The following is a 22,629-nucleotide window of genomic DNA, read 5'->3' as shown; positions in this document are numbered from 1 at the left end:
ACGACAGAACGGCCGTCCTTCGGGGCGGCCGTTCCGTCGTTAAGCCGGTTCGCATCAAGAGCCCGGATAGCATGGAGCCATGTTCATCGTGGGACTCACCGGCGGAATCGCTTCAGGAAAATCCACTGTGGCGCGGCGACTCGTCGATCACGGGGCTGTCCACGTCGACGCGGATGCCCTCTCGCGCGAGGTCGTCGAACCCTCGACCTCCGGGCTCGAGGCCATCGCTGCCGAGTTCGGAGGCGGGGTGCTCGCGGACGACGGCTCACTCGATCGGGCCGCGCTGGGCGGCATCGTCTTCGCCGATCCGGATGCCCGGGGCCGGCTCGAGGCCATCATCCACCCGCGGGTGCACGCACGCACCGCCGAGCTGATCGCCGCTGCTCATGCAGCGGACCCGGCTGCCGTCGTCGTCTACGACGTTCCCCTTCTCGTCGAGGCCCGCAGGGAGCTCGAATTCGATCTCATCGTCGTCTGCGAGGCCCCGGCCGAGGTGCGGATCGAGCGTCTTCTCACGCATCGGGGAATGCCTCGAGCCGAGGCCGAACGACGCATCTCCGCCCAGGCCAGCGACGAGGAGCGGCGCGCGGTCGCCGACGTGATCATCGACACGTCGGGATCACTCCAGCACACCCTCGATCAGGTCGACGCACTCTGGGTAGACGTCGCTGCACGAGCCCTAGACCGGGCCCGCGTCTTGTGACCCTGTGCGTTCTTAGCCGAAGAGCAGAGCGGCCTCGTCGTAGCGGTGCTGCGGAACGGTCTTGAGCTTACCCAGGGCCTCGGCAAAACCGACCGTGACGATCTCCGTGCCCTTGAGGGCGACCATCTGACCCCAGGCGCCGTCCCCGATGATGTCGCTGGCAGCCATGCCGAGGCGCGTCGCGAGAACACGGTCGTAGGCGCTCGGCACGCCTCCCCGCTGGATGTGTCCGAGGGTCGTCGCACGCGTCTCGATTCCCGTGATCGATTCGATCAGGGGGGCGATGCGCTCGCCGATGCCTCCGAGGCGTGGCCGGCCGAAGGCATCCAGACCCCGCTCGGAATGCGGGTCGTCCATGCTGTCGGGCATGAAGCCCTCTGCCACCACAACCAAGGGAGCGCGACCGCGATCGTAGGCGCTCTGCACCCACTCGCACATCTGCTCGACGCTGGTCTTCTGCTCGGGAATCAGGATGGCGTGGGCGCCCGACGCCATGCCCGAGTGCAGGGCGATCCATCCCACGTGGCGGCCCATCACCTCGGCGACCATGCATCGGCTGTGCGACTCGCCGGTCGTACGAAGCCGATCCATGGCGTCGGTCGCGATCTGCACAGCGGTGTCGAAACCGAAGGTGTAGTCGGTGGCATCGAGATCGTTGTCGACCGTCTTCGGAACGCCGACGATCTTGAGGCCGGCATCGGTCAGGCGCTTGGCCGCGGCGAGAGTGCCCTCGCCGCCGATAGCCATGATCGCGTCGATTCCGTGCCGCTCCATGTTGGCCGCGATGTTCTCCGGGCCGCCGTTCTCACCCTCGAACGGATTGGTGCGGCTCGTACCGAGGATCGTGCCACCCTGCTTGGCGATGCCGCGGATGTTGTGGCGCGTCAGCTCCATGATGTCGGCGTTGACCACGCCCCGCCAGCCGTCTCTGAAACCGACGAACTCCTGGCCGTTGATCTCCGTTCCCTTGAGAACGGCCCCGCGGATGACCGCATTGAGTCCGGGACAGTCGCCGCCCGAGGTGAGAATGCCGATGCGCATGGCGCCGCTCCTGTTCGAAAGAAATCCGTTCCACTGCCAGGCAGGGACCAGTGTCACTACCCCGACCTAAACTTATTGCATGGAACCCACCCGCTCCGTCCACCCCTTCGAAGTCGTCAGTGAATACACCCCGAGCGGCGATCAGCCCACCGCCATCGCCGAGCTGACGGCCCGAATCAACGCCGGCGAGACCGACGTGGTGCTCCTCGGTGCAACAGGAACAGGCAAGTCGGCGACGACGGCGTGGTTGATCGAAGCTGTCCAGCGGCCCACGCTCGTGCTCGCGCACAACAAGACCCTCGCGGCCCAGCTCGCCAACGAGTTCCGCGAGCTCATGCCCAACAACGCCGTCGAGTACTTCGTCTCGTACTACGACTACTACCAGCCCGAGGCCTACGTTCCTCAAACTGACACGTTCATCGAGAAAGACAGCTCGATCAACTCCGAGGTCGAGCGCCTGCGCCACTCGACCACGAACTCGCTGCTGAGTCGGCGCGACGTGGTCGTGGTCTCGACGGTCTCGTGCATCTACGGCCTCGGCACCCCCGAGCAGTACATGAACGCGATGATCGCCCTTCAGGTAGGCCAGCGCATCGACAGAGACTGGCTGATCCGCAAGTTCGTCTCGATGCAGTACAACCGCAACGACATCGACTTCTCTCGCGGCAACTTCCGCGTGCGCGGCGACACGATCGAGATCATTCCCCAGTACGAAGAGCTCGCCATCCGCATCGAGATGTTCGGCGACGAGATCGAGGCGCTCTACAGCCTGCACCCGCTCACCGGCGACATCGTGCGCAAGCTCGATTCGGTCTCCGTCTTCCCCGGGTCGCACTACGTCACCGACACAGACGTGATGCAGCGCGCCATCGGCACGATCCAAGACGAGCTCGAGCTCCGCGTCGGCCAGCTCGAGAAAGAAGGCAAGCTCCTCGAGGCCCAGCGCCTACGCATGCGCACCACCTTCGACCTCGAGATGATGCAGCAGATCGGTTTCTGCTCCGGCATCGAGAACTACTCGTGGCACATGGATGTGCGTCCGCCCGGAGCCGCACCTCACTGTCTACTCGACTATTTCCCCGACGACTTCCTCGTCGTCATTGACGAGTCCCACGTGACGGTTCCGCAGATCGGCGCCATGTACGAGGGCGACTCGTCGCGCAAGCGCACGCTGGTCGACCACGGATTCCGCCTACCGAGCGCGCTCGACAACCGTCCGCTCAAGTGGCCAGAGTTCAAAGACAGGGTCGGTCAGACGGTCTACCTCTCTGCGACTCCCGGCAAGTACGAGATGGGCATCGCCGACGGTGTCGTGCAGCAGATCATCCGTCCCACGGGTCTGATCGATCCCGAGATCGTCATCAAGACGTCCACCGGCCAGATCGACGACCTGCTCGAGGAGATCCGGCTGCGCGCGGGTCGAGACGAGCGCGTCCTCGTCACCACGCTCACCAAGAAGATGGCCGAAGAGCTCACCGACTTCCTGGGCGAGCACGGGGTCAAGGTGCGCTACCTGCACGCCGACGTCGATACTCTGCGACGGGTCGAGCTGCTCACCGAGTTGCGCGCGGGGCTCTACGACGTTCTCGTGGGCATCAACCTTCTGCGCGAGGGCCTCGATCTGCCCGAGGTGTCGCTCGTCGCCATCCTCGACGCCGACAAAGAGGGATTCCTGCGCTCGTCGACATCGCTCATCCAGACCATCGGTCGAGCAGCGCGAAACGTCTCGGGCCAGGTCATCATGTACGCCGACAAGGTGACCGACTCCATGGCCTTCGCCATCAGCGAGACCACCCGCCGTCGCGAAATGCAGGTCGCCTACAACACCGAGCACGGCATCGACCCCACGCCTCTGCGCAAGCGCATCGCAGACATCACAGAGGTGCTGGCACGAGAGGGTGCCGACACGGCCCAGCTCCTCGCGGGCCGAGACGGCTCGAAGAAGAAGTCACCCACCCCCAACCTGCGCCGCGAGGGCATCGCCGCAGAAGGCGCCAACCAGCTCGAGGCCATCATCGCCGACCTCAACGAGCAGATGCTGCAGGCCGCCGGCGAGCTGAAGTTCGAACTCGCGGCGCGGCTGCGCGACGAACTGGGTGACCTGAAGAAGGAGCTCCGGCAGATGTCGGCGGCGGGACATCTCTCGTGAACAGCGAGGCCGCACCGCCGCGCAGTCGCGTCGTCGAATGGCAAGACCCCCTGATCGGTGCTGCCCAAGCCAGAACCCTGGGCGGGCTCGAGTATCTGAACGCCATGATCGCGGGCCGCATCCCGCCGCCCCCGATCGCGGTGCTGATGAACCTCGAACTCGTGTCTGCGAGCCGCGGAACGGCTGTGTTCACGTGCGCGCCCGACGAGTCCGTCTACAACCCGATCGGCGCTGTGCACGGCGGCTTCATGTGCACCGCTCTCGACTCCGCGCTCGGCTGCGCCGTGCACTCCACGCTTCGAGCCGGGCAGGGCTACACCTCGCTCGAGATCAAGGTCAACTACCTGCGGGCCCTGAACACGGTGTCGGGCATGCTCACCGTGACGGGTACGGTGACCAAGCCGGGCAGCCGCATCGCGTTCGCGGAGGGCGTCGTGACCGACTCGGAGGGACGCACCGTGGCGACAGCCTCGAGCACCCTTCTCGTCTTCGAGGCCTAGCACAGACATCCGCACCTGCACGCCGTCAGCGGAACGGGGACGGAGTGTCGGTGGCCGCACATAGACTTTCGAGGTGTCAGTTTCGAAGGTAGATTCCTCCAACGTCCTCAGCGTCCACGGCGCCCGTGTCCACAACCTGCAAGACGTGAACCTCGAGATCCCTCGAGACTCGCTCGTCGTCTTTACCGGGCTCTCAGGCTCAGGCAAATCGTCTCTGGCCTTCGACACGATCTTCGCTGAGGGGCAGCGCCGCTACGTCGAGTCGCTGTCGGCCTACGCCAGGCAGTTCCTCGGCCAGGTCGATCGGCCCGACGTCGACTTCATCGAGGGGCTCAGCCCCGCCGTCTCGATCGATCAGAAGTCGACCAACCGCAATCCCCGGTCGACCGTCGGCACGATCACCGAGATCTACGACTACATGCGTCTGCTCTGGGCGCGTATCGGCATCCCGCACTGCCCGATCTGCGGAGAGCAGATCAAGTCACAGACCGTTCAGCAGATCGCCGATCAGCTCATGGAGCTCGAAGACGGCATCCGCTACCAGGTCGCCAGCCCGGTCGTCTCGCAGAAGAAGGGCGAGTTCGTCGACCTCTTCAAAGAACTGGCCGCCGGCGGCTACTCGCGAGCCCTCGTCGACGGCGAGGTCGTTCAGTTGAACGACCCGCCCAAGCTCAAGAAGCAGATCAAGCACGACATCTCGGTGGTCGTCGACCGACTGGTGGCGGGTCCCGACATCCTGAGCCGCCTCACCGACTCCCTCGAGACGGCACTGCGCCTCACCGACGGGCTGGTGCAGATCAACTACGTCGACTCCGAGGGTCCGGATGCCTGGCAGACGTTCTCCGAGAAGCTCTCGTGCCCCAACAACCACCCCATCGCTCTCACCGAGATCGAACCGCGCACCTTCTCGTTCAACGCACCGTTCGGAGCGTGCCCCGAGTGCTCCGGTCTCGGCACGCGCATGTCGGTCGACTCCGACCTGCTTCTCGGCGACCCCGACCTCAGCATCGCCGAGGGCGTCATCGTTCCGTGGACCACCCAGGGCAAGGGCCTCTTCAGCTACTACGAGAAGCTGCTGCACGGCCTGTCACGCGACCTCGACTTCTCGCTCAAGACCCCCTGGGGCAAGCTCAGCGACGAGGTTCAGAATGCCGTTCTCCGCGGCAACAACTTCGAGGTCAAGGTCCGGTGGAAGAACCGGTATGGCCGCGAGGTGAGTTACTCCTCGGGCTTCGAGGGCGTCGTTCCCTACATCGAGCGGCAGTTCCTCCAGGCCGAGACCGACACGCAGCGCGCGCGCTGGTCTGAGTTCCTCCGCGAGATCCCGTGCCCCGTCTGCAACGGAAAGCGACTGAAGCCCGAGGTTCTGGCAGTCACGGTCAACGGTCGCAGCATCGCCGACGTCACCGACATCTCCCTGACCGACGCTCAGGAATTCATGCACGACGTGGTCCTCACCGACCGCGAGGCTGCGATCGCAGCCCAGGTGCTGCGCGAGATCAGGCTCCGCCTCGACTTCTTGATCCAGGTCGGCCTCAACTACCTCAACCTGGCCCGGGCCGCGGCATCGCTCTCCGGCGGCGAGGCCCAGCGCATCCGGCTTGCCACCCAGATCGGATCAGGCCTCACGGGTGTCCTGTACGTTCTCGACGAGCCGTCGATCGGACTGCACCAGCGAGACAACCGCAGACTCATCGAAACGCTCGTCAAGCTGCGCGACCTCGGAAACACGCTCATCGTCGTCGAGCACGACGAAGACACCATCCGCACCGCCGACTGGATCGTCGACATCGGCCCCGGCGCAGGCGTCAACGGCGGCAAGGTCGTGCACTCCGGTTCGTACGACGCTCTTCTGGCGAACACGCAGTCACTCACGGGCGACTACCTCTCGGGGCGCAAAGAGATCGAGGTGCCCAAGACCCGGCGGCCGGTCGACCCCGATCGCCTCATCACCGTCGTCGACGCCGAGGCGAACAACCTGCGCAAGGTGACCGTCGACTTCCCGCTGGGCACTTTCGTCGCCGTCACCGGCGTCTCCGGGTCGGGCAAATCGTCGCTGGTGAACGACATCCTCTACCGGGTGCTCGCGAACAAGCTCAACGGAGCCCGCAAGATCCCGGGCAAGCACAAGCGCGTCACGGGTCTCGAGAACCTCGACAAGGTCGTGCACGTCGACCAGAATCCCATCGGCCGCACCCCGCGATCCAACCCGGCGACCTATACCGGCGTCTTCGATCGCATCCGCAACCTCTTCGCCGACACGGCCGAGGCGAAGGCCCGCGGCTACCTGGCGGGTCGGTTCAGCTTCAACGTCAAGGGCGGCCGGTGCGAGGCGTGCTCGGGCGACGGAACGATCAAGATCGAGATGAACTTCCTTCCCGACGTCTACGTCAAGTGCGAGGTCTGCGGGGGAGCGCGCTACAACCGCGACACCCTCAGCGTGCACTACAAGGGCAAGAGCATCTCGGAGGTGCTCGACATGCCTATCGCCGAGGCTGCGGAGTTCTTCGAGCCCATCGGCGCCATCCACCGCTTTCTCAAGACCCTCGTCGACGTCGGGCTCGGCTACGTTCGCCTCGGCCAGAGCGCGACGACGCTGTCTGGAGGCGAGGCGCAGCGCGTGAAGCTCGCGACAGAGCTGCAGAAGCGCTCGAACGGTCGCACCGTCTACGTGCTCGACGAGCCCACCACGGGCCTGCACTTCGAAGACGTGCGCAAGCTCCTGCTCGTGCTCGGCAGTCTGGTCGACAAGGGCAACACGGTGATCGTGATCGAGCACAACCTCGACGTCATCAAGAGCGCCGACTGGCTCATCGACATCGGCCCCGAGGGAGGCGCCGGGGGCGGTCGCATCCTGGCAACGGGAACGCCGGAGCAGCTGGCCAAGGTGAAGAAGAGCCACACCGGCTTCTTCCTCAAGGAGATCCTCGAGGCTAAGTAGACATGGCACGAACCTCTCCAGACACGGTTCCCTATCGCCCGAAAGCGGGGGAGATCCCGACCCAGCCCGGCGTTTACCGGTTCAGAGATGCAACCGGACGGGTGCTCTATGTGGGCAAGGCGCAGAATCTCCGAGCCCGACTGAGCAATTACTTCGCGCCGCTCCGCAGTCTGCACGAGCGCACACGGCGCATGGTGACCACGGCCGCCTCGGTGGAGTGGACCGTCGTGGGCAGCGACGTCGAGGCACTGCAGCTCGAGTACACGTGGATCAAGGAGTTCGATCCGCCGTTCAACGTCAAGTTCCGCGACGACAAGACCTACCCGTTCATGGCCATCACCCTCGCCGACGAAGCTCCCCGTGTCATCGTCACGCGCAACACCCGCATTCCGGGCGCTCGCTACTTCGGCCCGTATCCCAAGATCTGGGCTGTGCGCGAGACGATCGAGCTCATGGTCAAGGCGTTCCCCATCCGCACCTGCTCCGACTCGAGCTACAAGAAGGCGATGCAGTCCGGGCGGCCGTGCTTTCCCGGCCAGATCGGCCGCTGCGGGGGGCCGTGCTCGCATAAGGTCACCGTCGAGGAGCACCGGGCCATCGTCGACGACTTCGTGGCATTCATGGCCGGGGGAGACAACCGCTTCGTCACCGAGGTGACCCGAAAGATGAAAGAGGCCGCAGCCGATCAGCGATACGAGGCAGCAGCAACGTACCGAGACCAGCTGCAGGCTCTCGAGGCGGTTCTCGAGAAGAGTGCCGTCGTGCTCTCCGACAATCTCGATACCGATCTCTTCGGCGTCGAGCACGACGAGTTGGCCGCTGCGGTGCAGCAGTTCATCGTCCGCGGCGGACGCATCCGCGGTGTGCGAGCCTGGGTCGTCGACAAAGAACTCGACCTCACGACGGCCGAGCTGGTCGACTCGATCCTGCAGGCCGCCTACGACGGCACGACCGTGCCGCCGCGCGAGATCATCGTGCCCGAGCTGCCCGAAGACAAGGCGGAGCTCGAGACCTGGCTCGGCACTCGACGAGACAAGGGCAAGGTCAGTCTCCGCACCGCCCAACGAGGCGAGAAGGCGGCGCTGATGCAGACGGCGAGAGTCAACGCCATGAACGCACTCCAGCTCTACAAGACCAGACGCAGCGCCGATTTCGTCGCCCGCAGTCAGGCCATGACCGACATTCAAGACGCGCTCGGCATGCCGGATGCCCCACTGCGCATGGAGTGCTTCGACGTCTCCCATCTCGGCGGCACGAACATCGTCGCATCCATGGTGGTCTTCGAAGACGGGCTCCCTCGAAAAGACCAGTACCGCCGGTTCACGATCGCCGAGTCCACCGACGACACCGACTCGATCCACCAGGTCGTCACGAGGCGGCTCGCCTATCTGCGTGAAGGAACCGAGCGAAGCGAGTCCGACTCGTCATCGAAGAAGTTCTCGTATCCGCCGAACCTCCTCGTGGTCGACGGTGGACAGCCGCAGGTGCAGGCCGCCGCGCGTGCACTTCGCGAGTCGGGCGTCGAGGGCATCTTCCTCTGCGGGCTGGCCAAACGTCTCGAAGAGATCTGGCTTCCCGACAGCGATTTCCCTGTGATCCTGCCGCGAGGCAGCGAGGCGCTTTTTATGCTGCAGCGCCTGCGCGACGAAGCCCACCGCTTCGCGATCATCCATCAGCGCACACGGCGTAAGCGCGACATCGCCTCGGTTCTCGGCGAGATCCCGGGCCTCGGTCCCAGCCGGGTCAAGCGGCTGCTCACCCATTTCGGCTCGGTGTCGCAATTGCGTCAGGCGAAACCGGATGCGATCGCCGCCGTTCGCGGCGTCGGTCCGGGTCTGGCGCAGACGGTCTTCGCGCACCTCCACCCAGACTCCGCGGCACCGGTCGCGGAGCCTCGCCGGTAGGCTAGACGTTCACCCGACCGCACTCTCGAAGAAGGCGACCCCATGACTGACGATCCACTTCCCCAAGAAGTGCTGATAGTCACCGGGATGTCGGGGGCCGGGCGTTCGACGGTCGCCAACGCTCTCGAAGACCTGGGCTGGTACGTCGTCGACAACCTGCCCCCGCAGATGCTGCGGCCCCTGGTCGATCTCGCCGAGAAGGCAGGCTCGACACTTCCGCGGATCGCCGCCGTCGTCGACGTGCGCGGCCGAGATTTCTTCAGCGATCTACAGGAGATCATCCACTCGCTCCGTGACGGCAGCCAGCTCAGAGTCCTGTTCCTCGAGGCGACCGATTCGGCCCTCGTCCGCAGGTTCGAGCAGGTAAGACGTCCACATCCGCTGCAGGGCGACGGCACGCTGCTCGACGGCATCGAACGCGAACGCGTGCGACTTCACCCCATCCGCGAGTCCAGCGACATGGTGATCGACACCTCCGATCTCAACATCCATCAGCTCGCGACACGCATCGCCGAGGGGTTCTCGACCACCGACACTCCGGGTGTTCAGGTCACGCTGATGAGCTTCGGCTTCAAGTACGGCACCCCGACAGACGTCGACTCGATCGCCGACGCACGCTTTCTGCCGAACCCGTTCTGGATCCCGGAGCTGCGTGCTCACACCGGACTCGAACCCGAGGTCAGCGACTACGTACTCGCTCAAGAGGGTGCATCCGAGTTCCTCGAGTCCTACGCGGCCTCCCTCAAACCCGTTCTCGCCGGTTATCAGCGCGAGAACAAACGGCACGCCACCATGGCCATCGGGTGCACGGGCGGCAAACACCGTTCCGTGGCCCTCACCCGAGCTCTTGCCACTCGGCTCGCGTCCTACCCGGGCGTCGTCGTCAACGTCAAGCATCGCGACCTCGGTCGCGAATAACACCGGCCATCGCGCTCGGACGCCACGAGCATCCCGCGCGACATCGGCCGCACGAACGAATGGATAGAGATTGGCTCTCACTGCCGATGTCAAAGAAGAACTGACCCGCGTCGTCGCCAAGAAGACGACACTCCGGGCCGCCGAGCTGGCGACCATCCTGCGCTTTTCGGGCGGTCTCCACCTCATCTCGAATCGCATCGCGATCGAGTCCGAGCTCGACACCCCCGACCTGGTGAAGCGCGTTCGCCGTGACCTCGCGGAGCTCTACGGCATCAGAGGCGAGGTCTCGCACGTCTCGGCGTCGGGCACCAAACGCACGGGCACGTATCTCGTGCGCGTCATCGACGGCGGCGAGACGCTCGCCCGACAGACCGGGTTGCTGGATGCGCGTCGTCGGCCGATCCGCGGCCTTCCGAACCGGCTCACCACGGGCTCGCAAGAGGAACTCTCCGCCGTGTGGCGGGGCGCGTTCCTCGCCAACGGCACGCTCACCGATCCGGGACGGTCGGCGGCGCTCGAGATCACCTGCCCCGGAAACGAGTCTGCGATGGCCCTGGTCGGGGCCGCGGCGAGACTCCACGTGCAGGCGAAGGCGCGCGAGGTCAGGGGAGTGCACCGCGTCGTGATCCGCGACGGCGAGGCGATCGCGCGCATGCTCTCGCTCATGGGCGCCGCCGACGCCGTCTCCCGATGGGAAGACCTGCGCCAGCGCCGTGAGGTCCGAGCGACGGCGAACCGGCTCGTCAATTTCGACGACGCCAACCTCCGGCGTTCGGCGCAAGCCGCAGTGGCCGCGTGCTCCCGCGTGGAGCGCGCGCTCGAGATCCTCGGGCCGGACGTGCCGCCCCACCTCAAGTACGCGGGCGATCTGCGTCTGAATTTCCGAGACTCGAGTCTCGATGAACTGGGTCACCACGCCGACCCGCCCATGACCAAAGACGCGATCGCCGGGCGCATCCGGCGTCTTCTCGCGATGGCCGACAAGCAGGCGAGCGACTTGGGCATCCCCGGCACCGACGCCAACCTTCCGCCAGATCTCGACGACTGACGCATTCATCTGCACGATACCGAGGCGACAGGAAGTTTTCAGGGCCCTGTCCGTTGACCTCAGTAGACTGATCAGGTCACTCACAGCCGTCCGGGATCACCGAGCGGCGCCTTATTCGAGGAGATATCGATGGCTGAATACACCCTTCCAGAGCTCGCGTACGACTACTCGGCGCTCGAGCCCAGCATCAGCGCCACCATCATGGAGCTGCACCACTCCAAGCACCACCAGGCCTATGTGACCGGCGCGAACACCGCGCTCGCCCAGCTCGCCGAAGCCCGCGACTCCGAGAACCTCGGCGCGGTCAACAAGCTCGAGAAAGACCTCGCCTTCAACCTCGGCGGCCACGTCAACCACTCGATCTTCTGGACGAACATGTCTCCCAACGGGGGAGACAAGCCCGTCGGCGAACTGGCCGCGGCTATCGACGACTTCTTCGGATCGTTCGACAAGTTCCAGGCGCACTTCGCCGCGACCGCCCTGGGCGTCCAGGGCTCGGGCTGGTCTGTCCTCGCCTGGGACAGCATCGGACAGCGCCTCATCATTCAGCAGTTCTTCGACCAGCAGTCCAACTTCGCGGCCGGCACCGTGCCTCTTCTGATGCTCGATGTGTGGGAGCACGCGTACTACATCGACTACAAGAACGTGCGCGCCGACTACGTGAAGGCATTCTGGAACATCGTCGACTGGCAGAACGTCGCCACGCGCTTCCAGACGGCCCGCGAAAAGACCTCGGGCCTCCTGCTACTGTCGTAGCGACGACGGCGTGCCGGGCCCCACGGCCCGGCGCGCCATCAGTTTCACCCACCCAGCCCCGCGGGGCCACACGATTCATGGAGAACTTCACGTGTCTGTAAAGATCGGTATCAACGGCTTCGGTCGTATCGGGCGTAACTACTTCCGCGCAGCCCTGGCCAAGGGCAGCGAGCTCGAGATCGTCGCGGTCAATGACCTCACCGACAACAAGGCCCTCGCGCACCTCCTCAAGTACGACACGATCTCGGGTCGTCTCGACGCAACGGTTGAGCTCGACGGCGACAACATCATCGTCAACGGCAAGCCGATCCTCGTGCTCGCCGAGCGCGACCCCTCCGACCTGCCCTGGGGCGAGCTGGGTGTCGACATCGTCATCGAGTCGACCGGTCGCTTCACGAAGTCCGAAGACGCCCGCAAGCACATTGCCGCAGGCGCCAAGAAGGTCATCGTCTCCGCTCCCGCTACAGGCTCCGACGTCGCGACCCTGGTGCTCGGTGTGAACGAGGGCACGTACGACCCGGCCATCCACGACATCATCTCGAACGCCTCCTGCACCACGAACTGCCTCGCCCCGCTGGCGAAGGTCTTCATGGACAACTTCGGCATCGAGCGCGGTCTCATGACCACGGTTCACGCCTACACCGCAGACCAGAACCTGCAGGACGGCCCGCACAGCGACCTCCGTCGCGCCCGTGCCGCCGCTGCCAACATCATTCCGACCTCGACCGGTGCGGCCAAGGCCCTTGGCCTCGTCATCCCCGAGCTGGTCGGCAAGCTCGACGGCTACGCCCTCCGCGTCCCCGTCATCACCGGTTCGATCACCGACCTCACGGTCGAGACCAGCTCGACGGTCACCGTCGAGCAGGTCAACGAGGCCTACAAGAACGCGGCCAACGGTGAACTCAAGGGAATCCTGTCGTACACCGAAGACCCCATCGTCTCGAGCGACATCCAGGGCGACCCGCACTCGTCGATCTTCGATGCCGGCCTCACCAAGGTCATCGGCAACCAGGTCAAGATCGCGTCGTGGTACGACAACGAGTGGGGCTACTCCAACCGTCTCGTCGACATCACCGAGTACGTCGCCGACCGCCTGTAATACGAGGAATCCACTGTGACTCTGCGCACTCTGGATTCGCTCGGCTCCCTCACGGGAAAACGCGTCCTCGTTCGGTGTGATCTGAATGTTCCGTTGAGAGACGGGGTCATCACCGACGACGGGCGCGTTCGAGCGTCTCTGGCAACCATCAACGCCCTGGTCAACCAGGGCGCTCGGGTAATCCTCCTCAGCCACCTCGGTCGGCCTGACGGTGCACCCGATCCCCGATACAGTCTCGAGCCGGTCGCCCAGCGCCTCTCGGAGCTTCTCGGCAAGCCTGTCGCTTTCGCCGGCGACACGGTCGGCGCGAGTGCTCGCGAGGCTGTCGACTCCCTCGAAGACGGCGACGTCGCGCTGCTCGAGAACCTGAGGTTCAACGCCGCGGAGACCAGCAAGAACGAAGACGAGAGGGCGTCGTTCGCGGCCCAGCTCGCCGAGTTCGGAGACGCTTTCGTCTCTGACGGTTTCGGCGTCGTCCATCGCAAGCAGGCGAGCGTCTACGAGCTGGCGTCAGCTCTTCCCAGCGCGGCGGGACTCCTCATCGCTGCAGAGCTCGACGTGCTCGAGAAGTTGACAGAGAACCCGGCCCGACCGTACACGGTCGTGTTGGGCGGTTCGAAGGTCTCCGACAAGCTCGGCGTCATCGGCCACTTGCTTCCCAAGGTCGACACCCTGCTCATCGGTGGAGGAATGCTCTTCACGTTCCTCGCCGCGCAGGGCTTCCGCGTGGGTGGAAGCCTGCTCGAGAGCGACCAGATCGACACCGTCAAGGGCTACCTGGCCGAGGCGCAGGAACGCGGTATCCGCATCGTCCTGCCGACCGACGTCGTCGTCGCATCCAAATTCGGCGCCGATGCAGAACACACCGTCACCAGTGCTGAAACGATCGAGGAGACGCCGTTCGGTCAGACCGGTCTAGGACTCGACATCGGCCCGGAGACGGGAGCCGAATTCGCGCGGATCATCGCCGAGTCGAAGACGGTCTTCTGGAATGGCCCGATGGGCGTCTTCGAACTAGCGCCGTTCGCGGAAGGCACGCGTGCCGTGGCCGAAGCCCTGACCCGTGTCGACGGCCTCGGTGTCGTCGGCGGCGGAGATTCGGCCGCCGCCGTCAGGGCACTCGGTTTCAGCGATGATCAGTTCGGCCATATTTCAACTGGCGGTGGTGCGAGTCTCGAGTTCCTCGAAGGCAAGCGCCTGCCCGGACTGGAGGTCCTCGGATGGTAGTCAACAGAACGCCGCTCATCGCGGGTAACTGGAAGATGAACCTGGATCACCTCCAGGCGATCGCCTTCGTCCAGAAGCTCGCGTGGAGCCTGAAGGACGCGGGGCACAACTTCGCCGACGTCGAAGCGGCCATCTTCCCGCCGTTCACCGACCTCCGCAGCGTGCAGACGCTCATCTCGGCCGACAAGCTCGAGCTCGCCTACGGCGGGCAAGACGTGTCGCAGCACGCGAGCGGCGCGTATACGGGCGAGATCTCAGGCGCGTTCCTGAAGCAGCTCGACTGCCGCTACGTGATCATCGGACACTCGGAGCGCCGTACGTTGCACGCAGAGACCGATGAGATCGTCGCGGCGAAGACCGCGGCGGCGATCGCCAACGGTATCGTTCCGATCATCTGTGTCGGAGAGACTGCCGATGACCTCGAGAAGCACGGTCCGTCGGCTGTACCGGTCGCACAACTCACGGCCGCGCTGTCGTCTGTGCAGTCGGCATCCGACATCGTGGTCGCCTACGAGCCCGTGTGGGCGATCGGGTCGGGGCAGGCGGCGACGCCCGAGCAGGCAGAGGCCGTGTGTTCGGCCTTGCGTGGCGTCATCGAGGCCACTCTCGGCTCCGACGTCGCCGCGAAGACGCGGATCCTCTACGGAGGGTCGGTCAAGTCGACGAACATCGGCGGGTTCATGAAGCAGCCGAACGTCGACGGCGCGCTCGTCGGCGGCGCGAGCCTCGACCTGGCCGAGTTCGCCAGCATCATCCGGTACCAGAAGCACGCCTTCTAGGCATCTCGAAAGGCCGGCCCCTCATCCGGGCCGGCCTTTTGTGCGCCGCTGCAAGTCATGGTGCGTCACAGCGGCGACGTACAGGTATAATTGACGTTGGTCTGACTTCACACCGGTCGGCCATCATTCTTGAGAGGCAATTCGTGCAGATCCTTCAGGTCGTTCTACAGGTGCTGCTCGGTATCACGAGCCTCCTTCTGACCCTCCTCATCCTTCTTCACCGCGGTCGCGGCGGGGGCCTCTCCGACATGTTCGGCGGAGGCGTCACCTCCAACCTCGGCGCGTCTGGCGTCGCGGAGCGCAACCTCAACCGCATCACCGTGATTCTCGGCCTTGTCTGGGTCACGTGCATCGTGGTCCTCGGCCTCATCACCAAATTCGATACCGGAATCTAGGAGAACCTCGTGGCTTCAGGCGGCAGTGCAATTCGTGGGTCCCGGGTGGGCGCAGGCCCGATGGGCGAACAGGATCGGGGCTTCCACGCCGATCGAATCAAAGTCTCCTACTGGGACGCCCTCGGCAACGAGACGGTCAAGTACTTCGCGGCGACACTGCCCGAAGACGAGATTCCCGAGACCATCGACTGCCCGTCGTCCGGTCTTCCTGCAGGGCGCGACAAAGAGAACCCGCCCTCGGTGGTCAAGCTCGAGCCCTACAAGACCCACCTGGCCTACGTCAAAGAGCGTCGTACCGAAGAAGAGGCAGCGCAGCTCCTCGAAGACGCCCTGACGCAGCTTCGCGCGAGACGCGGCACGACGACGGCCTCATAGCTTCTCGATAGACAGAGACAACGCCGAAGCCCCCTGGCAGTGCCAGGGGGCTTCGTCGTATCCGCGCGCCGATCAGTAGTAGGTCGGCGTGATCAAGTACTCGGGCACCTCGGATGCCGCATCCTTGTCGACGAAGAACACGGTGCGACGGCGTCCTTCTGCTCCCGCGACGGGAACCTCGTCGATGCTGGCGCCGGCAAGAGCCAGGCCCAGCGCCGACGCCTTGTCGGATCCCGCAAGGACGAGCCAGATGCGATCCGACGACCTGATGACCGGCAGAGTCAGACTCAGACGCTGCGGCGGCGGCTTGGGGGACTCCCGTACCGCAACCACCGTGGCGCCGGTCACCCGCACCGCCTCTTGGCCGGGGAAGAGCGACGCGATGTGCCCGTCCGGACCGACTCCGAGAAAAGTGATGTCGAACTTCGGATAGTCCTTGCCGTCGCCTGCCTCGAGGAGCTCGAGCGCATACGCGGCCGCTGCCTCGTCGATGTCCGCGATGTCGTCCGTCGAGGGGAACGCGTGCACCTGAGAGGCCGGGACGTCGATGTGATCGAGCAACGCCTCGCGCGCCTGCAGCTCGTTGCGTTCGGGGTCATCGCGGGAGACGAACCGTTCGTCGCCCCACCAGAAACTCACCCTGTTCCAGTCGACGCTGTCTCTGGCGGGTGAGGCGTTGATGGCCGCGAGCACCGCCGTGCCGACGGAGCCGCCTGTCAGGACGACGTTGACGGCATCTCTATCTTCGAGCAGGTCGATGATCTTCGTGATGAATCGCGCCGCCACGGATCCCGACAGGGAAGCCTTGTCGGGATGGATCAGCACACGGCGTTCGTTCGTCATCGCCTAACGCACTTCCGCTGTCGTGGCTGCATCCGCCGACGCGTCGGAGTCCGGCTCGCCGAGCTCGAGAACGCCCCGGGTGAGCACCTCACCGTAGAGATCGTCGGGGTCGAGACGGCGCAGTTCCTCGGCGAGGCAGTCGCGGAGCGACCGACGGGGGAGCGCCAGGTCGTGCAGCGGCTGGTTGGGCTGAACCAGGGTGGCCACGTTGGGAACCGAACGCTCGAGTTCGATGACGCCGGACGAGCGCGAGAGCTTCACTCCGTGGATTCCGCTGGATCCGTTCGCGCGTGAGGAGATTCCGTAGTCGACGGGAACCTGGAGCTGATGACGCAGCCACGCTGCGAGCAGCAGGGTCGACGGGGAATCCGACGCGCCGGAGACCTCGATGGCCGTGACGGGCTCGAAGGGCGGCTGGTCGAGAACTGCGGCGAGCTGTGCACGCCACAGTGTCAGCCGGGTCCACGCGAAATCCGTGTCTCCGGGGGAGTAGTTGCTCGACAGCGTGCGGAGGGTCTCGTTGGGGTTGGAGCTGTTCGACGAGTCCGTGATGCGGCGCTGTGCGATGCGGCCCAGGTCGGATGTCGATGGGGACTCAGGCGCGTCGCCCGGCCACCACACGACCACGGGGGCATCGGGCAGGAGCAGACCCGTGACTAGGCCCTCCTCGTCACTCGACGCGGCACCGTAGGCCTTCAGCAGGATGACCTCGCTCGCGCCGGCGTCGCCGCCCACGCGGATCTGCGCATCCAGTCGTGCGCCGCGACCCGACTTGACTCCGTCATCGGCGTCGGTCGACACCACGATCACGCGCATGGGGTGCTCTCGCGACGCGTCGTTGGCCGCCTCGATCGCGTCTTCTTCTTGGCCGAGCGCCGTGCGGATGACGAGCGTCAGAACGCGGCCGAGGGCGACAGCGCCGCCCTCCTCGCGAATCTTGACGAGGGCCTTCGAGACCTTGCTTGTATTGGTATCGGGCAGATCGACGATCATGGTCGCCTCCAGGTTCTTCCGTCGCGGGCGAGCATCTCGTCTGCGGAGTCGGGGCCCCAGGTTCCGGGGCGATACTGATCGGGCTGTCCCTGGGTGGTCCAGAACTCCTCGATGGGGTCGAGGATCTTCCAGGAGAGTTCGACCTCCTCCTGGCGGGGGAACAGCGGCGGGTCTCCGAGGAGCACGTCGAGAATGAGACGCTCGTAGGCCTCGGGGCTCGCCTCGGTGAAGGCGTGGCCGTAGCCGAAGTCCATCGTCACGTCGCGCACCTGCATGCCGGCGCCGGGAACCTTCGATCCGAATCGGATCGTCACGCCCTCGTCGGGCTGGACCCTGATGACGAGGGCGTTCTGGCCCAGGGCCGAGGTCTGGCTGTCGGCGAACAGATACTGCGGTGCCCTCTTGAAGACGACCGCGATCTCGGTCACGCGTCGGCCGAGCCGCTTGCCCGCACGCAGGTAGAACGGAACACCCGACCAGCGGCGGGTGCCGATGTCGAGCCTCATGGCCGCGTAGGTCTCGGTGAGGGATTCGGGGTTCATGCCGTCTTCCTCGAGGAACCCGGTGACCTTTTCTCCGCCCTGCCATCCGCCTGCGTACTGACCGCGTGCGGTGTGCTTGGCCAGATCCTTCGGCAGCCGGATGGCGGCGAGCACCTTCTCTTTCTCGGCGCGCAGGTCAGCGGCGTTGAACGAGATGGGCTCTTCCATCGCCGTGAGAGCGAGGAGCTGCAGCAGGTGGTTCTGGATGACGTCGCGGGCTGCGCCGATGCCGTCGTAGTAGCCGGCTCGTCCGCCCACTCCGATGTCTTCGGCCATGGTGATCTGCACATGGTCGACGTAGTTCGAGTTCCAGATGGGCTCGTATAGCTGGTTGGCGAACCGGAGCGCCAGGATGTTCTGGACGGTCTCCTTGCCGAGGTAGTGATCGATTCGGAAGACCGAATCGGGCGCGAAGACCGACTCCACGACATCGTTGAGTTCGCGAGCTGTCTTCAGGTCGCTGCCGAAGGGCTTCTCGATGACGACACGGCGCCACTGGCCGTCTTCCGGATGCGCGAGCCCCGAACGGCGCAGCTGCTCGGTGACGAGCGGGAACGCCTTCGGCGGCACCGACAGGTAGAACGCATAGTTGCCCATGGTTCCTCGCTCGGCATCGAGCGCGTCGATGGTCTCCTTGAGGTGGTCGAATGCCTCGTCGTCGCTGAACTCTCCCGAGACGAATCGGATTCCCTCGGAGAGCTGACGCCACACGTCCTCATCGAACGGGGTGCGGGCGTACTCCTTGACGGCGTCGTGAACGACCCGCTCGAAGTCCTGGTCCTCCCAGTCGCGACGAGCGAACCCGATGAGCGAGAAGCCCGGAGGCAGCAGACCGCGGTTTGCGAGGTCGTACACCGCGGGCATCAGCTTCTTGCGGGACAGGTCGCCTGTCACGCCGAAGATGACGAGGCCGCTCGGGCCGGCGATGCGATTGAGCCGCCGATCCGAAGGGATTCTGAGCGGGTTGTATTCCGGAGTGATTTCTACCGGTGGCATGAAACTCCTTGAGACCTTCTGGGTCGACGGGTTACTGCGGCGCTAGGAAGCGCGGAGAACAAGGTGGGTAGGTGCGGCCCGTCGGACGAGCCGCTCATGAGAATCTCGCCCGGGTCTTGGGGAGACGAAGGCCGGATCGACCTTCCCGGCGCGAACGACCGGGCCGGAAAGGTCGATCCGGACACTCACTTCGAGGACTCGAGCGCCGTCGTGACCGTCTCGAGGAGTTCGTTCCACGAGACGATGAACTTGTCGACACCCTCGGTCTCGAGCAGTTCGGTGACCTCGGCGTACGAGATGCCCTGAGCCGCGATTTCATCGAGGATCTTGTTGGCCGCAGCGTACGAGCCGGTGATGGTGTCGCCGGTGATCACGCCGTGATCGAATGTGGCGTCGAGGGTCTTCTCGGGCATCGTGTTGACGACCTCGGGTGCCACGAGCTCGGTGACGTAGGTCGTGTCGGGCACAGCCGGGTCCTTGACGCCGGTGGATGCCCACAGCGGGCGCTGCTTGTTGGCTCCCGCGGCAAGAAGCCCTGCGGCGCGCTCCGTCGAGAACGCCTGCTCGTAGACCTCGTAGGCAAGCTGAGCGTTTGCGACGCCCGCCTTGCTCTTGAGCGCCAGAGCCTCGTCGGTTCCGATCGCGACGAGGCGCTTGTCGATCTCGGTGTCGACTCGCGACACGAAGAACGACGCGACACTGTGGATCTTCGACAGGTCGATGCCGGCTGCCTTGGCGCGCTCGAGGCCCGTCAGGTAGGCGTTGATGACGTCGCGGTAGCGAGCGAGGCTGAAGATCAGTGTCACGTTGACGCTGATTCCGGCCGCGATGGTCTCGGTGATGGCTTCGAGACCCGCGATCGTTGCAGGGATCTTGATCAGGACGTTCTCTTTCGCGACCTTCTCGAAGAGTTCCTTGGCCTGCTTCGTCGTTCCTGCAGCGTCGTTCGCGAGACCCGGCTCGACCTCGATCGAGACGCGGCCGTCGAAGCCGTTGGTGGCGTCGTAGATGGGGCGGAAGATGTCGCAGCCATTCGCGACGTCCTGAGTGGTGATCTCGAAGACGGCCTCGGTGACGTTCTTGCCAGCCTTGGCGAGCTCGGCGACCTGCGCCGCATACGACTCACCGTTGGTGAGGGCGGCGGCGAAGATCGAGGGGTTCGTCGTGACGCCGACGACGTTCTTCTCGGCGATCAGCTTCTCGAGTCCGCCGGACGTGATGCGCTCACGCGACAGGTCGTCGAGCCAGATGCTGACGCCTGCTGCGGAGAGCTGAGCGGTGGGGGTTGTATCGGTCATGTACGTACTCCTTGAAGATTCGTGTGGTCTAGAGCGACGAGATCGAGAGCTTGGCGGCCTCGATGGCGTGCTCGGTGGTGATGCCGAACTCGCGGAACAGCGTCTGGTAGTCGGCGGAGGCTCCGAAGTGCTCGATGGAGACGCTCTTACCGTGGTCTCCGACGTAGGAGCGCCAGGTCAGGTCGAGGCCGGCCTCGATCGAGACGCGGGCCTTGACAGCTGCCGGAAGGACAGACTCGCGGTACTCCGCGCTCTGCTCCTCGAACCACTCGAGGCTCGGTGCCGACACGACGCGAGCGTTGATGCCCTCGTTCTTGAGGAGCTCGCGTGCCTCGACGGCGATCTGAACCTCGGAGCCGGTCGCGATGAAGATCACGTCGGGCGTGCCGTTCGGCGCCTCGGCCAGCACGTATGCACCCTTGGCGACGTTCTTCGCCGACGCGAAGGTCTCGCCGGTCGCGTCGCCGTCGCCACGCTCGAACACGGGGATGTTCTGGCGTGTCAGCGCGATTCCCGCGGGTCCGTTGCGACGCTCGAGGATCGTCTTCCAGGCGTAGGCGACCTCGTTGGCGTCACCGGGACGCACGATGTCGAGGCCCGGAATGGCGCGGAGCGTCGAGAGCTGCTCGATGGGCTGGTGGGTCGGTCCGTCTTCTCCGAGTGCGACGGAGTCGTGGGTCCACACGTAGATGGCGGGGGACTTCATGAGGGCGGCGAGTCGGACGGCCGGACGCATGTAGTCACTGAAAATGAGGAACGTTCCGCCGAAGGGGCGCGTGTTGCCGTGCAACACGATTCCGTTGAGGATCGCGCCCATGGCGTGCTCGCGGATACCGAAGTGCAGCACGCGACCGTAGGGGTTTCCCGTCCACTCGTGCGTCGAGTGCTCAGCGGGGATGAACGATGCTCCGGACTCGATGGTCGTGTTGTTCGACTCGGCGAGGTCGGCGGAGCCGCCCCAGAACTCGGGCATGATCGGCGCGATCGCGTTGATGACCTTGCCGGATGCTGCGCGGGTCGAGACGGCCTTGCCCGCCTCGAAGACCGGCAGGGCCTCTTCGAGACCTTCGGGTACGTCGCCAGAGAGAACGCGGTCGAGGAGGACCTTCTTCTCGGGGTTGGCGGCGGCCCACGCGTCGAACGCGTCGTTCCACTCGGCGTGCTCGGCCTGGCCGCGGGTGACGGCGCTACGGGTGTGAGCGATGACCTCGTCGGAGACCTCGAAGCTCTGCTCGGGGTCGAAGCCGAGAACCTCCTTGAGGCCCTTCAGCTCGTCGGCGCCCAGGGCGGATCCGTGGATCTTGCCGGTGTTCTGCTTCTTCGGCGACGGCCATCCGATGATGGTCTTGAGGATGATGAGCGACGGCTTGCTCGTCTCGGCCTTCGCGGCCTCGATGGCGGTGAACAGGGCCTCGACGTCTTCGACGTACTCGCCCGTCTTCTTCCAGTCGACAACCTGCACGTGCCAGTGGTACGCCTCGTAGCGAGCACGCACGTCTTCGGTGAAGGCGATATTCGTGTCGTCTTCGATCGAGATCTGGTTGCTGTCGTAGATCGCGATGAGGTTGCCGAGCTGCTGGTGTCCGGCGAGCGACGATGCCTCGCTCGTGACACCCTCCTGCAGGTCGCCATCTCCGGCGATGGTGTAGATGAAGTGATCGAAGGGGCTCGTGCCCGCCTCGGCCTCGGGGTCGAACAGACCGCGCTCGAAGCGCGACGCGTAGGCGAAGCCGACGGCGGAGGACAGACCCTGTCCGAGCGGGCCGGTCGTGATCTCGACTCCGTCGGTGTGGCCGTACTCGGGGTGGCCGGGCGTGAGCGAACCCCAGGTGCGGAGCGCCTTGAGGTCGTCGAGTTCGAGGCCGTAGCCACCGAGGTACAACTGGATGTACTGCGTCAGCGAGCTGTGACCGACCGACAGGATGAAGCGGTCGCGACCGATCCATTCGTTGTCACTCGGGTCGCGTCGCATGACCTTCTGGAAAAGGAGGTACGCGGCGGGGGCAAGGCTGATGGCCGTTCCCGGATGCCCGTTTCCTACCTTCTCGACGGCGTCAGCCGCAAGAACTTTCGCCGTGGATACGGCCTGGTCGTCAATGGGAGTCCATTGGAATGATGCCAC

At 65.1% G+C, this 22,629-nt stretch carries 19 protein-coding genes; 13 read left to right on the top strand and 6 right to left on the bottom strand.

All coding sequences use genetic code 11. The features are described from left to right. Nucleotides 1-79: 79 nt before the first annotated feature. Nucleotides 80-703: a dephospho-CoA kinase gene (gene coaE, locus CCK87_RS06035; protein WP_086460567.1), complete on the top strand. Its 624-nt coding sequence runs from the start codon at nucleotides 80-82 to the stop codon at nucleotides 701-703. Between the two features lie 12 nt (nucleotides 704-715). Here coaE and CCK87_RS06030 read toward each other — a convergent pair whose 3' ends face one another. After that, on the bottom strand, nucleotides 716-1,744 hold the full coding sequence (locus tag CCK87_RS06030; protein ID WP_055781386.1) for a 6-phosphofructokinase: 1,029 nt from the start codon (nucleotides 1,742-1,744) through the stop codon (nucleotides 716-718). 79 nt (nucleotides 1,745-1,823) lie between these two features. Here CCK87_RS06030 and uvrB point away from each other — a divergent pair, with 79 nt between their 5' ends. The 12 genes from uvrB to CCK87_RS05970 all read left to right on the top strand — a co-directional run bounded on the left by uvrB (nucleotide 1,824) and on the right by CCK87_RS05970 (nucleotide 15,835). Continuing rightward, nucleotides 1,824-3,893 (top strand): excinuclease ABC subunit UvrB, encoded by a 2,070-nt coding sequence (uvrB, locus tag CCK87_RS06025; protein WP_086460566.1) that lies wholly within the window; start codon nucleotides 1,824-1,826, stop codon nucleotides 3,891-3,893. After that, nucleotides 3,890-4,393: a PaaI family thioesterase gene (locus tag CCK87_RS06020; protein ID WP_249273745.1), complete on the top strand. Its 504-nt coding sequence runs from the start codon at nucleotides 3,890-3,892 to the stop codon at nucleotides 4,391-4,393. Before uvrB ends, CCK87_RS06020 begins: the two co-directional genes overlap by 4 nt. A gap of 73 nt (nucleotides 4,394-4,466) precedes the next feature. After that, nucleotides 4,467-7,334 (top strand): excinuclease ABC subunit UvrA, encoded by a 2,868-nt coding sequence (gene uvrA, locus CCK87_RS06015; RefSeq protein WP_086460565.1) that lies wholly within the window; start codon nucleotides 4,467-4,469, stop codon nucleotides 7,332-7,334. Nucleotides 7,335-7,336: 2 nt separating this feature from the next. Next, a complete protein-coding gene (gene uvrC, locus CCK87_RS06010; RefSeq protein WP_086460564.1) occupies nucleotides 7,337-9,238 on the top strand; it encodes an excinuclease ABC subunit UvrC in 1,902 nt (633 codons plus the stop codon). Nucleotides 9,239-9,280: 42 nt separating this feature from the next. Next, on the top strand, nucleotides 9,281-10,156 hold the full coding sequence (rapZ, locus tag CCK87_RS06005; protein WP_086460563.1) for an RNase adapter RapZ: 876 nt from the start codon (nucleotides 9,281-9,283) through the stop codon (nucleotides 10,154-10,156). A 70-nt stretch (nucleotides 10,157-10,226) separates the two neighbouring features. Next, on the top strand, nucleotides 10,227-11,204 hold the full coding sequence (gene whiA, locus CCK87_RS06000; protein ID WP_044443383.1) for a DNA-binding protein WhiA: 978 nt from the start codon (nucleotides 10,227-10,229) through the stop codon (nucleotides 11,202-11,204). A 129-nt stretch (nucleotides 11,205-11,333) separates the two neighbouring features. After that, nucleotides 11,334-11,960 carry a superoxide dismutase gene (locus tag CCK87_RS05995; protein WP_086460562.1) on the top strand — a complete coding sequence of 209 codons (627 nt, stop codon included), beginning with the start codon at nucleotides 11,334-11,336 and terminating at the stop codon, nucleotides 11,958-11,960. Nucleotides 11,961-12,051: 91 nt separating this feature from the next. Then, entirely contained in the window at nucleotides 12,052-13,059 is a 1,008-nt protein-coding gene (gap, locus tag CCK87_RS05990; RefSeq protein ID WP_086460561.1) for a type I glyceraldehyde-3-phosphate dehydrogenase, read from the top strand. A gap of 15 nt (nucleotides 13,060-13,074) precedes the next feature. Then, entirely contained in the window at nucleotides 13,075-14,286 is a 1,212-nt protein-coding gene (locus tag CCK87_RS05985; protein WP_086460560.1) for a phosphoglycerate kinase, read from the top strand. After that, on the top strand, nucleotides 14,280-15,065 hold the full coding sequence (gene tpiA, locus CCK87_RS05980) for a triose-phosphate isomerase (RefSeq protein WP_086460559.1): 786 nt from the start codon (nucleotides 14,280-14,282) through the stop codon (nucleotides 15,063-15,065). Before CCK87_RS05985 ends, tpiA begins: the two co-directional genes overlap by 7 nt. A gap of 143 nt (nucleotides 15,066-15,208) precedes the next feature. Further along, nucleotides 15,209-15,460, top strand: coding sequence for a preprotein translocase subunit SecG (secG, locus tag CCK87_RS05975; protein ID WP_086460558.1), 252 nt, complete (start codon nucleotides 15,209-15,211; stop codon nucleotides 15,458-15,460). A gap of 9 nt (nucleotides 15,461-15,469) precedes the next feature. After that, nucleotides 15,470-15,835, top strand: a complete 366-nt coding sequence (locus tag CCK87_RS05970; RefSeq protein WP_086460557.1) for an RNA polymerase-binding protein RbpA — start codon at nucleotides 15,470-15,472, stop codon at nucleotides 15,833-15,835. 72 nt (nucleotides 15,836-15,907) lie between these two features. Here CCK87_RS05970 and pgl read toward each other — a convergent pair whose 3' ends face one another. The 5 genes from pgl to tkt all read right to left on the bottom strand — a co-directional run bounded on the left by pgl (nucleotide 15,908) and on the right by tkt (nucleotide 22,629). Continuing rightward, the gene (gene pgl / locus CCK87_RS05965; protein ID WP_086460556.1) at nucleotides 15,908-16,678 is read right to left on the bottom strand and encodes a 6-phosphogluconolactonase; all 771 of its coding nucleotides are present in this window, start codon (nucleotides 16,676-16,678) and stop codon (nucleotides 15,908-15,910) included. Between the two features lie 3 nt (nucleotides 16,679-16,681). After that, nucleotides 16,682-17,671: a glucose-6-phosphate dehydrogenase assembly protein OpcA gene (locus tag CCK87_RS05960; RefSeq protein WP_086460555.1), complete on the bottom strand. Its 990-nt coding sequence runs from the start codon at nucleotides 17,669-17,671 to the stop codon at nucleotides 16,682-16,684. Next, nucleotides 17,668-19,209 carry a glucose-6-phosphate dehydrogenase gene (zwf, locus tag CCK87_RS05955; protein WP_086460554.1) on the bottom strand — a complete coding sequence of 514 codons (1,542 nt, stop codon included), beginning with the start codon at nucleotides 19,207-19,209 and terminating at the stop codon, nucleotides 17,668-17,670. The genes CCK87_RS05960 and zwf overlap by 4 nt, the downstream gene beginning before the upstream one ends. 185 nt (nucleotides 19,210-19,394) lie before the next feature. After that, entirely contained in the window at nucleotides 19,395-20,507 is a 1,113-nt protein-coding gene (gene tal, locus CCK87_RS05950) for a transaldolase (protein ID WP_086460553.1), read from the bottom strand. A 28-nt stretch (nucleotides 20,508-20,535) separates the two neighbouring features. Then, complete coding sequence (gene tkt, locus CCK87_RS05945) at nucleotides 20,536-22,629, bottom strand: transketolase (RefSeq protein ID WP_086460552.1); 2,094 nt, start codon at nucleotides 22,627-22,629, stop codon at nucleotides 20,536-20,538.

This window comes from Agreia sp. VKM Ac-1783, from assembly GCF_900177765.1.
Classification (GTDB): Bacteria; Actinomycetota; Actinomycetes; order Actinomycetales; family Microbacteriaceae; genus Agreia.
Note: the sequence above shows the minus strand (reverse complement) of the source record. Positions and strands in the feature narration are given on the sequence as shown.